The 12,504-nt window shown below is 69.5% G+C and carries 12 protein-coding genes; 6 read left to right on the top strand and 6 right to left on the bottom strand.

Translation table 11 applies throughout. The features are described 5' to 3' along the window. Positions 1 to 11: 11 nt before the first annotated feature. Positions 12 to 1,043, bottom strand: coding sequence for a Bug family tripartite tricarboxylate transporter substrate binding protein (locus U9J39_RS22630; RefSeq protein ID WP_115712572.1), 1,032 nt, complete (start codon positions 1,041 to 1,043; stop codon positions 12 to 14). Between the two features lie 301 nt (positions 1,044 to 1,344). Between U9J39_RS22630 and U9J39_RS22625 the strand changes: the two genes are divergently transcribed. After that, positions 1,345 to 2,517, top strand: a complete 1,173-nt coding sequence (locus tag U9J39_RS22625) for an AraC family transcriptional regulator (protein WP_326348139.1) — start codon at positions 1,345 to 1,347, stop codon at positions 2,515 to 2,517. Between the two features lie 23 nt (positions 2,518 to 2,540). Here the strand turns inward: U9J39_RS22625 and U9J39_RS22620 are convergent, their stop codons facing one another. From U9J39_RS22620 to U9J39_RS22610, 3 genes are all read right to left on the bottom strand, one after another. Then, positions 2,541 to 2,747 carry a DUF6494 family protein gene (locus U9J39_RS22620; RefSeq protein WP_115712569.1) on the bottom strand — a complete coding sequence of 69 codons (207 nt, stop codon included), beginning with the start codon at positions 2,745 to 2,747 and terminating at the stop codon, positions 2,541 to 2,543. Positions 2,748 to 2,864: 117 nt separating this feature from the next. Continuing rightward, positions 2,865 to 4,109: a CaiB/BaiF CoA transferase family protein gene (locus U9J39_RS22615; RefSeq protein WP_115712567.1), complete on the bottom strand. Its 1,245-nt coding sequence runs from the start codon at positions 4,107 to 4,109 to the stop codon at positions 2,865 to 2,867. Further along, positions 4,109 to 5,023: an SDR family NAD(P)-dependent oxidoreductase gene (locus U9J39_RS22610; protein ID WP_115681571.1), complete on the bottom strand. Its 915-nt coding sequence runs from the start codon at positions 5,021 to 5,023 to the stop codon at positions 4,109 to 4,111. Before U9J39_RS22610 ends, U9J39_RS22615 begins: the two co-directional genes overlap by 1 nt. Positions 5,024 to 5,226: 203 nt before the next feature. Here U9J39_RS22610 and U9J39_RS22605 point away from each other — a divergent pair, with 203 nt between their 5' ends. Beyond that, on the top strand, positions 5,227 to 6,129 hold the full coding sequence (locus U9J39_RS22605; protein WP_012355383.1) for a LysR substrate-binding domain-containing protein: 903 nt from the start codon (positions 5,227 to 5,229) through the stop codon (positions 6,127 to 6,129). A 14-nt stretch (positions 6,130 to 6,143) separates the two neighbouring features. Here U9J39_RS22605 and U9J39_RS22600 read toward each other — a convergent pair whose 3' ends face one another. Further along, a complete protein-coding gene (locus tag U9J39_RS22600; protein WP_115712565.1) occupies positions 6,144 to 6,650 on the bottom strand; it encodes a DUF2628 domain-containing protein in 507 nt (168 codons plus the stop codon). A 194-nt stretch (positions 6,651 to 6,844) separates the two neighbouring features. Then, positions 6,845 to 7,312: an MgtC/SapB family protein gene (locus tag U9J39_RS22595; RefSeq protein WP_115712563.1), complete on the bottom strand. Its 468-nt coding sequence runs from the start codon at positions 7,310 to 7,312 to the stop codon at positions 6,845 to 6,847. Between the two features lie 496 nt (positions 7,313 to 7,808). Between U9J39_RS22595 and U9J39_RS22590 the strand changes: the two genes are divergently transcribed. From U9J39_RS22590 to U9J39_RS22575, 4 genes are all read left to right on the top strand, one after another. Then, positions 7,809 to 8,978: an acyl-CoA dehydrogenase family protein gene (locus U9J39_RS22590; RefSeq protein ID WP_116313570.1), complete on the top strand. Its 1,170-nt coding sequence runs from the start codon at positions 7,809 to 7,811 to the stop codon at positions 8,976 to 8,978. A gap of 9 nt (positions 8,979 to 8,987) precedes the next feature. Further along, on the top strand, positions 8,988 to 10,184 hold the full coding sequence (locus tag U9J39_RS22585) for a CaiB/BaiF CoA transferase family protein (protein ID WP_115712560.1): 1,197 nt from the start codon (positions 8,988 to 8,990) through the stop codon (positions 10,182 to 10,184). 71 nt (positions 10,185 to 10,255) lie between these two features. Continuing rightward, positions 10,256 to 11,638, top strand: coding sequence for an MmgE/PrpD family protein (locus tag U9J39_RS22580; RefSeq protein WP_115681575.1), 1,383 nt, complete (start codon positions 10,256 to 10,258; stop codon positions 11,636 to 11,638). Positions 11,639 to 11,646: 8 nt separating this feature from the next. Further along, on the top strand, positions 11,647 to 12,471 hold the full coding sequence (locus U9J39_RS22575) for an HpcH/HpaI aldolase/citrate lyase family protein (protein WP_116313569.1): 825 nt from the start codon (positions 11,647 to 11,649) through the stop codon (positions 12,469 to 12,471). The last annotated feature ends 33 nt before the right edge of the window (positions 12,472 to 12,504 follow it).

The raw sequence follows: 12,504 nt of genomic DNA, 5'->3' as shown, positions 1-12,504 counted from the left end.
AGCGGAACAGCTCAGTCCAGGCGGATATTGCGCGTGCGGATCACCTTGCCCCAGCGCACGTAGTCGGCCTGGACGGTCTGGGCGAACGCGTCGGGCGTGCTGCCGGTCAGGATCACGCCAAGCTCGCTCATGCGCTTGCGCACGTCGGGCTGGGCCAGCACGCGATTGACGTCGGCGGAAAACTTCTCGACGATCGGGCGCGGCGTGGCGGCCGGCAGCAGCAGGCCGAACCAGCCCATGGCGTCCATGCCCTCGATGCCGGCCTCGCGGAAGGTGGGGACGTCCGGCAGTTGCGGCGCGCGCGCGGGTCCGGTCACCGCCAGCGCGCGCAGGCGGCCGGTGGCGACATGGGGCTTGGCGCCCATCACCGAGATCACCGCGGCCGGCACCTGGCCGCCAAGCAGGTCGTTCAGCTCCGGCGCCTCGCCCTTGTACGAGACATGGAGCATGTCGATCTTGGCGGCGTCGTTGAAGACTTCGCCATACAAGTGGCCGCTGGAGCCCGCGCCGAACGAGCCATAGGAGAACTGCCTGGGCTTGGTGCGCACCAGCGCGATAAAGTCCTTCAGGTTGGTGGCCGGCACGGCGCTGGTATTGACCGCGAACACCAGGTTGGTGGTGCCGAGTTCGGACACCGCGGCAAAATCCTTCACCGGGTCATACGGCGCGCGCGCATACAGGCTCGGCGCCTGCACCAGCGGCGTGATCGTCAGCAGCGCGGTATGGCCGTCGGCCTCGGCACGGGCGACCACTTCGGCGCCCAGCATGCCGCTGGCGCCCGGGCGGTTCTCCACCACCACCGGCCGCTTCCACTGCTTGCCCAGGCCCTCGGCCAGCGCGCGCGCCAGCACGTCGGTGGCGCCGCCGGCCGGGAACGGCACCACCATACGCACGGTGCGTGCCGGGAAGTCAGCCTGGGCGTGGGCCACGCCCGCGCCCAGCATGCCGGCTGCGAGTCCGCTCCACGCCAGCAATCCGGCGCCGAGGCGGCCCAGGGTACGGCGACGCGGACTACGCTCTCCACTACGACGATCTGCCTGCATGTGCTGTCTCCTTTGGTTTTCCGTGGGCGGGCACGGGCTTTTTGCCGCGTTGCAGGATCCGCCCGGGCCGGTGGGCCGGCCTTGTAGAGGTACTTGCCGGAGAGTGCGCGATGCTGCGGTGCGTGGACAATGACCAGACGCGCCAAAATGATTGGCCGAATCGCTCAGGCGGAAGGCAGGCTTTGGCAAATCCCGATTGTGCGGCGCCGCGCGGGCTTGCTAAGGTGGCGCCATGATGTGGCCAGAGGGCTGAAAGGCCTGGAGAGGCCGGCACCGGCGCGTCGCCGTGACGAGGAGACCCATGCAAACAGCCGTTCTGCCATCGCTGCGCCCGCCGATGCCGGGCAAGCCGCACATTGCCGGCCACGCGCTGCCGGAGGCGCGCCTGCGCGAAGCCGGCAGCCCGGCGGCTTCGGGTGCTACGGTGGAACCACCCGCGCCGGCTCGCCACACCATCGCCATCCAGCATGTGACGCATATCCTGCAGGGCGCGCGGCGGCTCGGCTACGACATCGATGCGCTGCTGCGCCGCGCCGACATCTCGCCGGCCCTGCCGGCCTCGCCCAGCGCGCGCGTGACGCAGGGCCAGTATGCGGCCCTGATCCGCACGCTGCGCCGGGTCATGCGCGATGAGCTGTGGGGCCTGCTGGACCGGCCCGTGACGCCTGGGGTGTTCGCGCAGGTGTGCCGCAGCCTGGTCCATTGCGCCACGCTCGAGGACGCCATCCGCACCGGGCTGCGCCTGTACCGCCAGCATATCGACGCCTTCGCGCCGCGCCTGCATGTGGGCGTCGACGGCAAGACCGCGGCGGTGGTGCTGCATCCGCGTGCGCCCGCGTCGGCGTGCCGCAGCTTTGCCGAATCGACCTTTGTGTTCCATGCCTATGCGCTGGTCAGCTGGCTGGTGGCCGGGCAGATCCCGCTGACGCGGGTCGACCTGAGCGCCGCCGCGTCGCAGGGGCGCACCGATACCGAGCGCGTATTCAAGGCCGCGGTCAGCTACGGGCAGCCCGTTACCGCCCTGCACTTCGACGCCGCCTCGCTGCGCCTGCCGGTGATGCAGGACGCCGCCAGCCTGCGCGACTTCCTGCGCGAGACCCCGCGCAACCTGCTGATCCGCTACCGCGACAACAGCTGCCTGGCGGAACGCATCCGGCAGCACCTGCGCTCGCACCTGGACGACGAACTGCCGTCGCTGGAGCAGATGGCGCAGCTGCTGCGGCTCACGCCGCAGACCCTGCGCCGCCGCCTGCGCGACGAAGGGCGCGGCTACCAGAGCATCAAGGACAGCCTGCGGCGCGACGTGGCCATCGGCATGATGGAGCGTCCCGGCATGACGCTGCAGGACGTGGCGCTGCGGCTCGGTTTTTCCGAGCCGAGCACGTTCCACCGCGCCTTCAAGAAATGGACCGGCGTGGCGCCGGGGGAATACCGGATGCGCGGCATGCGCAAGGAAGGCGTGCCGGCGGCCTAGCCGGCGATGGCGCAGCCGGCGGCTTACTCAAGCCGGATCTCGCCGTCGAAGCGCGCCTGCAGCTTTATCGCCGCCAGCTCCAGCGTCACCGACACCGGCAGGTGCTCGTTGCCGGCCAGCGAGCCGTCGGCCACGGCGCGGGCGACGGCCTGCTCGATCTCGCGCTGGGAATTCACCCCGACCACCTTCAGGAACTTGCGGATGCTGAGGTTGAAGGTTTCTTCGTCCATGGCTGTCTCCGGGAAGGACGCGGCATGCGGCCGCTACCCGGACAGCCTACGCCAGTGACGCAATCCCTGCAGCGGCACGCCGGCCCCCGCGCGCTTGACGCGGCGGCCGGCACGCGCTCAGACCACGCCTTGCTCGCGCAGCCGCGCGATGCGCTCGGCCGACAGGCCCAGCACCGTCTGCAGCACCTGCTCGGTATGCTGGCCCAGGCGCGGCGGCGGCGCATCGTATTGCACCGGGGTGGCCGACAGCCGCAGCGGGCTCTTGACGGTCGGGCACAGGCTGCCGTCGTCGCGCACCAGGTCGACCTGCAGCTCGCGATGCCGCACCTGCGGATCTTCCAGCACCTGGCCATAGTCGTTGATCGGCCCGCACGGGATGCCCTGCGCTTCCAGCGCCTGCACCCAGTGCGCGGTCGGCCGCGTGCGCATATGCGCCTCGAGCAGGGGCACCAGCGTGTCGCGGTGGATGATGCGGCCGGGGCCGGTGGCAAAGCGCTCGTCGGCGGCCAGGTCGGGACGCTCGACACCGCGGCAATACGCCTGCCACTGCCCGTCGTTGCCGGCCGCGACGATCATGTAGCCGTCGGCGGTGGCGAACACATGGTAGGGCACCATGTTGGCGTGCGCGTTGCCGTAGCGCGGCATGGCCTGGCCGGTCACGCGCTGCGCGATGATGGGGGTGGCGCCGACCGCCACCACCGCGTCGAGCAGCGCCATGTCGATATGCTGGCCCTCGCCGGTGCGTTCGGCATGGCGCAGCGCGGCCAGCACGGCCACGGTGGCGTACATGCCGGTCAGCATGTCGACCACCGCCACGCCCACCTTCTGCGGCCCGCCACCGGGCAGGTCGTCGCGCTCGCCGGTGACGCTCATCAGGCCGCCCAGGCCCTGGAAAATAAAGTCGTAGCCGGGCTTGTGCGCGCTCGGCCCGGTCTGGCCATAGCCTGTAATCGAACAGTAGACCAGTGCCGGGTTCACAGCCTTCAGGCTGTCATAGTCCAGCCCGTAGCGCTTCAGGTCGCCGACCTTGTAGTTCTCCAGCACGATCTGCGACTTCGCGGCCAGCTCGCGCACGATCTGCTGCCCCTGCGGGCTGGCGATATCGAGCGTGACCGACTGCTTGCCGCGGTTGGCGCCGGCAAAGTAGGTGGCGTCGCGCGACGGCTGCCCGTCCGCGCCGGGCAGCCACGGCGGCCCCCACGAACGGGTATCGTCGCCGGCGCCGGGGCGCTCGACCTTGATCACCTCGGCGCCCAGGTCCGCCAGGTTCTGCGCGCACCACGGGCCGGCCAGGATGCGCGACAGGTCCAGCACGCGCACGCCGGCAAGCGCGCCGCGCACCGGGGCTTGGCCGGCCGTCATCAGATCGGGTCCCAGCTGATCACGTCGGGCGAGCGCTCCAGCTTGAAGAAGCTGCTGCGCATCGCCGGCATGGCGACCTCGCCCACCGACTCCGGCGTCCAGCCCTCGCTCATATGGACCGAGCGCACCGGACGCGGCTGGCTCATCAGGATGATCTCGTTGGCGCGCACCGCGAAGATCTGGCCGTTGACCTCGCTCGCCGCCGGGCTGGCCAGGTAGACCGCGACCGGGCCGATCTTGCCGGCTTCCATCTTCTGCAGCTTGGCCACGCGCGCCTTTTCTTCCGGCGTTTCGGCGGGGATCGAGCTGGTCATGCGGCTCCACGCGAACGGCGCGATGCAGTTCGAGCGCACGTTGAAACGCTGCATGTCCAGCGCGATCGACTTCGACAGCGCGGCGATGCCCAGCTTGGCCGCCGAATAGTTGGCCTGGCCCAGGTTGCCGATCAGGCCCGAGGTGGAGGTCATGTGCACGTAGGCGCCGCTCTCCTGGTCCTTGAAGTAGTTGGCCGCGGCGCGGCTGACGAAGAAGGTGCCGTTCAGGTGCACGTCGATCACCGAGCGCCATTCTTCCTCGTTCATCTTGAAGAACATGCGGTCGCGCAGGTTGCCTGCGTTGTTGACCACGGCGTCGATGCGGCCGAAGTTGTCGAGCGCGCATTGCACGATGGCGTTGGCGCCGGCCCAGGTCGACACGCTGTCGGTGCTGGCCACGGCTTCGCCGCCGGCGGCGCGGATTTCCTCGACCACGCGCTGCGCGGGCCCGGCGTCGCCGCCCTCGCCGGTCATCGACACGCCCAGGTCATTGACCACCACCCTGGCACCGGCGGCCGCCATGGCCAGCGCGATGCCGCGCCCGATCCCACCCCCGGCGCCCGTCACCAGCGCAACCTTGCCTGCCATCAAACCGCTCATTGCATGTCTCCTCTGAACTCGACCTCTGAATACTTTTTGTGCGGTCACCGACCGCAAACCGGGTGAAACAGCCTCCGCGCAGCGGGCCACGCCCGCCGCTGCGGTCAATCCGGATGTCCACGCCGCAGCGGATACGATAAATTGACGCCCGAGCCTTTGGAATTCACGAATCACAAAACTGGCCTTTGGCCTGACAGAAGCCCATGCATTACGACCTGACCGACCTCCGCCTCTTCCTGAATGTCGGCGAGACGGAGAACCTGACCCGTGCCGCCGAGCGCAGCTTTCTGTCGCTGCCCGCCGCCAGCACGCGGATCAAGCAGCTGGAAGAGGCGTTCCAGACACAATTGCTGATCCGCCAGGTCAAGGGCGTGCGGCTTACGCCGGCCGGCGACGCGCTGCTGCGCCACGCGCGCGAGGTCTTCCGCGAACTCGAATGCCTGCACGCGGACCTGCGCCCGTATGCCAAGGGCGTGAAGGGGCGCGTGCGGCTGCTGGCCAACACCACCGCGACCAACTCGTTCCTCGCCACCGGCGTGTCGCGTTTCCTCAGCGAGAACCCGGACGTGGATATCGAGCTGGAAGAGCACCTGTCGCAGGAGATCGTGTCGGCAATCAGCGCGGGCGCCGCCGACCTCGGCATCGTCGCCGGCGAGGTTGCCACCCAGGACCTGGATGCGATGCATCTGTGCAGCGACGCGCTGATCGTGATCGCGCCGGTCAACCATCCGCTGCCGACCTTCAAGCGGCTGCATTTCGCCGACCTGCTCGATACCTGCCGCTTTGTCGGGCTGAACCAGTTCAGCGCGATCCAGTCATTCCTCGACCGCATTGCCGCCGGCATGGGCAAGCGCATCAGCCTGCGCATCCAGGTGGGCAGCTTCGATGCGGTATGCCGCATGGTCGAGGCCGGCGCCGGCATCGCCATCGTGCCCAACAGCTGCGCGCGCCGCTATGCCAGCCGCAAGGTGCTGCGCTTTATCCCGCTGGAGGACGAATGGGCCAGGCGCGAGCTGCGCCTGGTGCGCCGGCCGGGGCGCGAACTGCCGCAGTTCGCCGAAACCCTGATCCAGTACCTGGTCGACGCCGCGCGCGAGCCCGTCTAGAGCGCCGCGCGGTTTCAGCCTGCGCCGGGCGCGCCGCCCAGGACCATCAGCGCCGCCAGCGGACGCAGCGACACCACCATCACCAGCAACAGCAGGCCCATGGCGAACACGCCCGGCCAGCTGGTGCGGCCGCGGCGTTGCAGCGAGTCGTTCACCAGTTCGGGCGAGTAGTGGTACTCGCGCACATGGCGGATGGTGGCCTCGGCGTGCCAGCGGTACAGCTCATTGCCGTACAGCCCCAGCAGCAGCGCCATCGCGTACAGCAGCGGCCGGCCCGCCATCGGCAGCTGCAGGCCGAACAAAGCATGCAGCAGCGGCTCGGCGCCGACGATCAGCGCATAGACGCCCACCTGCCAGTACATGCGCCGGTAAGCCATCCAGAACGGGCCCAGCAGGCACGCCGCCCAGTTCCACGAGATGCCGCCGTGGGTTTCTGCTACCGACCAGCGCTCGCCGTAGTACGGAAAGCGCGGCCCCACGAATGCGGCCAGCGCCGCGTCGTCACGGATCGATGCATGCATGCCAACCTCCCCTCTGCTGCGTCGGCGGCGCCCTGGCTTCGCGGCGCAACCTGTGCCACAGCATAGGGCGCGCGGGGCCCCGGCTGTGTGCGCCGGCGCGCATTCGGCGCGCGTTGGCCGCGCGAACACCGAGAAAAAGCGTGGATTGGCGCGCAAGGGCACAGACCGGCGCACCGGTCCGTGGTGCGGCGACGTTACTTCCAGCGCTGCAGGATCTGCAGGATGACCAGAGTGAACACCGTGGCAATCACCGCCGTGGTGTCGCGCCCGAGCCCGGCCGCCACGCCGATCGCTGCCACCATCCAGATGCTGGCAGCGGTGGTCAGGCCCTTGATATGGGCTTCGTCGTTCTGCTTGAGGATGGCGCCCGCGCCGAGGAAGCCGATGCCGGCGATCAGCCCCTGCAGCACGCGGCTCATGTCGGCCAGCGGCACGCCCGCCTGCAGCGGCACCAGCACGAACAGCGCCGAGCCCAGCGCCACCAGCATGTGGGTGCGCAGCCCCGCCGCCTTGCCCGAGGACTCGCGCTCATAGCCGATCACGCCGCCGAGCAGCACCGCCATGAACAGCCGCACCAGGATGCGGGTGGCCTCGGCCGCGTCCGGCACATCGGCAAATTCCGCGCGAAGGGTACGGAAGATCTCGGTCCAGACAGACTCCATCGCCAACCTCCGGGGACTAGGGTGCAGGCCTGAGCGTAGCACGGCACACCTGGCACGCGGCAAGACTTGTGCGGCACATCCGTAGTCCCTGCGGCGTGTGCGGCGGCGTCCTACACGGCAAGCGGAAGCTCCCCGACAGTCCCGCCCGCGCGGCATTCCTATATTGGAATCACCAACCACAGTCCTCCCATGGAGTTGCACCATGCCCTATATCCTCGCCTGGCTACTTGGTGTTCCGGCCTTTGTCCTGGTCCTGATCTGGCTCTTCGTCCACTGATCGGCAGGCGGTGCCACGGCACCGGCCCACCCTCCACCGGCGCTCCGCGCGCCACACCTGCACGCCCGGTTCGCCGGGCGTCTTGCATGGTGGCGCGGCCTTCGCTGCGACGCTTGCTGCCCACCTAAGCCGGCCCTAAGCCGCTCTTTCGCAAATCCGAATTTCAGCGTGCAGGGGGCTCGGGAATAATGGCCTCCAGTTCCAATCGACCCGGCCACCATGCACGCAGACCAGGATCCCGACCAGCTGTACCCCGAAATCCGCGAGGCGGTGCGCAGCCTGTGCGCGGGCTTCGATTCGGCGTACTGGCAACGGGTGGAAGAGCAGGAAGCCTTTCCCGAAAGCTTTGTGCAGGCGCTGACGCAGGCCGGCTGGCTGTCGGCGCTGATTCCGGAAGCCTATGGCGGCTCGGGGCTGTCGCTGACCGCGGCGTCGGTCATCATGGAGGAAATCAACCGCAGCGGCGGCAATTCCGGCGCCTGCCACGGGCAGATGTACGTAATGGGCTGCCTGCTGCGCCATGGTTCCGACGCGCAGAAGCAGCGCTGGCTGCCGGCCATCGCCTCGGGCGAGCTGCGCATGCAGTCGATGGCCGTGACCGAGCCCAGCACCGGCACCGACACCACCAAGCTGAAGACCACCGCGGTGCGCCAGGGCGACAAGTACATCGTCAATGGGCAGAAGGTCTGGATCTCGCGCGTGCAGCACTCGGACCTGATGCTGCTGCTGGCGCGCACCACGCCGCTGGACCAGGTCAAACGCAAGTCGGACGGCCTGTCGGTCTTCGTGGTCGACCTGCGCGACGCCATCGGCAAGGGCCTGACCGTCAAGCCGATCCGCAACATGGTCAACCACGAGACCAACGAGCTGTTCTTCGACAACCTGGAAGTCCCCGCCGACAACCTGATCGGCGAGGAAGGCAAGGGTCTGAAGTACATCCTCGACGGCCTCAACGCCGAGCGCATCCTGATCGCCGCCGAGTGCATCGGCGACGGCTACTGGTTCGTCGAGCGCGCCAGCAACTACGCGCGCGACCGCATCGTGTTCGACCGCCCGATCGGCCAGAACCAGGCCGTGCAGTTTCCGATCGCGCGCGCCTATGTCAACGTCGAGGCGGCCAGCCTGATGCGCTACCAGGCGGCGCGGCGGTTCGACGCCGGCAGGCCCTGCGGCAAGGAAGCCAATATCGCCAAGCTGCTCGCCGCCGATGCCTCGTGGGAAGCCGCCAACGTCTGCCTGCAGACGCATGGCGGCTTCGGCTTCGCCGCCGAATACGACATCGAGCGCAAGTTCCGCGAAACCCGCCTGTACCAGGTGGCGCCGATCTCCACCAACCTGATCCTGTCCTACGTGGCCGAGCACGTGCTCGAGTTGCCGCGTTCGTTCTGAGAACCCTACATGTCCCACTCCTCCCAAGGCATCCGCCCGCTCGACGGCATCCGCGTGGTCTCGCTCGAGCACGCCGTGGCCGCGCCTTTCGCCACGCGCCAGCTGGCCGACCTGGGCGCGCGCGTGATCAAGGTCGAGCGTCCCGGCGTGGGCGACTTCGCGCGTGGCTATGACCAGTCGGTGCACGGCCAGGCCTCTTACTTCGTCTGGCTCAACCGGGGCAAGGAAAGCCTGGCCCTGGACCTGAAGGACAATGAAGCGCAGGCCATCCTGCACCGCCTGCTGGCCGATGCCGACGTGCTGGTGCAGAACCTCGCCCCTGGCGCCGCCGCCCGCATGGGCCTGGATTTCGACACCCTGCACGGCAAGTACGAAAAGCTGATCGTCTGCGACATCTCCGGCTACGGCGACTCGGGCCCCTATCGCGACAAGAAGGCCTATGACCTGCTGATCCAGGCCGCCGCCGGCCTGGTGGGCCTGACCGGCGGCCCGAACGAGCCGTCGCGCGCCGGGGTGTCGATCGCCGACATCGCGGCCGGCATGTACGCGTACAGCGGCATCCTCTCGGCGCTGCTGCAGCGCGGCCGCACCGGCCAGGGCCTGCGCGTGCAGGTGACCATGTTCGAGGCGATGGCCGAGTGGATGAACCAGGTGCTGTATTTCGGTCACTACGGCGGCACGCCGCCGGCGCGCTTCGGCGCCTCGCATCCGACCATCGCCCCGTATGGCGTGCATCGCACCAGCAATGGCAGCGTGATCTTCAGCGTGCAGAACGAACGCGAGTTCGCCAACTTCTGCGAGATCGTGCTCGGCGATCGCGCGCTGGCGCAGGACGAGCGCTATTCCAGCAATACCGCGCGCGTGCGCAACCGCCCCGAACTGACCGCGCTGATCGAGGCGCGCTTTGCCTCGCTGACGGTGGCGCAGGCCGAGGCGCTGCTGGACCAGGCGCAGATCGCCAATGCGCCGATGAACGACATCGAGGCGGTGTGGAACCATCCGCAGCTGCAGGCGCGCCAGCGCTGGCGCGAAGTCTCCACCCCGAACGGCCCGATCGGCGCGCTGCTGCCGCCCGCCAACCTGTCGGGCGTCGAACCGGTCATGGGCGACGTGCCGGCGCTGGGCGCGCACAGCCGCAGCATCCTGGCCGAGCTGGGCTACGGCGAGACCGACATCGACGCCCTGGCTGACAAGCGCACCATCTGAGCCAATACCGGCGCCCGGCCAGCCGGGCGCCCTTCTTTTTCCGCAAGCACTGTTCAATCTCCGGAGCCGGCATGAGCCAAGCCGCAGACACCACTTACCCGACCCGCCAGCTTTGCGAATTCCTGGCCAACCTCAAGCTGGCCGACGTGCCCGCGCCCGTGATCGAGCGCACCAAGGACCTGTTCCTGGACTGGATTGCCTCGGCCATCGCCGGCAAGGACGCCCCGGCCGTGCGCAAGCTGCAGGAGTTCGCCGCGGCCATGGGCCCGTCCGACGGCGCCGCCGAAGTGCTGGTCGACCGCCGCCGTACCTCGCCCTACTTCGCCGCGCTGATCAACGGCGCGTCCTCGCACGTGGTCGAGCAGGACGACGTGCACAACGGCTCGGTGCTGCATCCGGCCGCGGTGGTGTTCCCGGCCGTGGTCGCCGCCGCGCAGGCCGAGGGCAAGACCGGTGCCGAGGTGCTGCTGGCGTCGATCGCCGGCTATGAAGCCGGCATCCGCATCGGCGAATTCATGGGCCGCTCGCACTACCGCGTGTTCCACACCACCGGCACCGTCGGCACGCTGGCCGCCGCCGCGGCGGTGGCCAAGCTGTTCGGCCTCGACGCCGAAGGCATCAACCAGGCGCTGGGCTCGGCCGGCACGCAGGCCGCCGGCCTGTGGGAATTCCTGCGCGACGCCGCCGATTCCAAGCAGCTGCACACCGCCAAGGCCGCCGCCGACGGCCTGCAGTCGGCGTGGCTGGCGCGCGCCGGCTTTACCGGCGCGAAGCAGATCCTCGAAGGCGCCCAGGGCATGGCCGCCGGCATGTCGAGCGATGCCAACCCCGCCTGCCTGACCGATGGCCTGGGCACGCGCTGGGCCACCGCGGAGACCTCGTTCAAGTTCTTCGCGTCGTGCCGCCACACCCACCCGGCTGCCGATGCGCTGAAGGCGCTGATGCAGCGCGAAGGCGTTGCCGCCGACCAGATTGCCAGCGTCACCACGCATGTGCACCAGGGTGCCATCGACGTGCTCGGCCCGGTGGTCAATCCCGCCACCATCCACCAGGCCAAGTTCTCGATGGGCACGGTGCTGGGGCTGGTGGCCGTGCATGGCCACGCCGGCCTGGGCGAGTTCGAGCAGCATGCGCTGCAGGACCCCGCGGTGGCCGCGTTCCGCGGCAAGGTCGACATGGAGCTGGATGCCGAGATCAACGCCGCCTACCCGCGCCAGTGGATCGGCCGCGTGACGGCAAAGACCACCGACGGCCGCACGCTGGCCGCGCGCGTCGACGTGCCCAAGGGCGATCCCGACAACACGCTGTCGCGCCCGGAACTGGAAGCCAAGGCGCTGCAGCTGGGCGCGTTCCGCCAGGGCGCCAGCGAGGCCGAAATGCGCGCCATCATCCAGCGTGTGTGGGCACTCGAGCAGGCCCCGAACGTCAACGACTGGCTGCCCGCCGCGCGCTGAGGATCGCCATGTCCACCGCCGTTACCTACCTGTTCGTGCCGGGCGACCGGCCCGAGCGCTTCGACAAGGCCGCCGCCGCCGGCCCCGATGTGATGATCCTCGACCTCGAGGACGCGGTCCACCCGGACGCCAAGCCCGCCGCGCGCGAAGCCATCGCCGCATGGCTGGCCCGCCGGCCCGGCGCCAACGCCTTCGTGCGCATCAACGACAGCGCCTCGCCTGCCTTTGCCGCCGACCTGGCCTGGCTGCGCGCGCTGCCCCCGGGCACCGCGCTGGCCGGGCTGCTGGTACCCAAGGCCGAGGATGCCGCCGCGCTCGACACCATCGCCCAGGCCCTGCAAGCGATCAGCCCGCAGGGCGAACTGGTCGCCATCATCGAGACCGCGCTGGGCCTGCACCAGGTCGATGCCGTGGCAGCGGCCAGCGGCGTGGCGCGCCTGGCCTTCGGCTCGCTCGACTATGCGGTCGACCTGGGCTGCAGCCACACCCGCGACGCCCTCGCCTTCGCGCGCGCGCGCATCGTGCTGGCCTCGCGCGTGGCCGGGCTGCCGCCGCCGGTCGACGGCGTCACCACCGCGCTCAAGGACGAAGCCGTGCTCGCCGGCGATGTCGCCTACGCACGCGAACTCGGCTTTGCCGGCAAGCTGTGCATCCACCCGGCGCAACTGGGTGCGGTCCGCGCCGGCTTCCTGCCCAGCCCCGAGCAGCTCGACTGGGCCCGGCGCGTGCTCGACGCCACCGCCAGCGGCAGCCACGCGGTGCAGGTCGATGGCAAGATGGTCGACCGGCCCGTGATCGAGCAGGCCCGCCGGCTGCTCGCGCTGGCGCCATAGCGCACCCTCCGACTCCCCTCATGCATCTGAAGG

The sequence above is a fragment of the Cupriavidus sp. SS-3 genome (assembly GCF_035818815.1).
Classification (GTDB): Bacteria; Pseudomonadota; Gammaproteobacteria; order Burkholderiales; family Burkholderiaceae; genus Cupriavidus; species Cupriavidus taiwanensis_C.
Note: the sequence above shows the minus strand (reverse complement) of the source record. Positions and strands in the feature narration are given on the sequence as shown.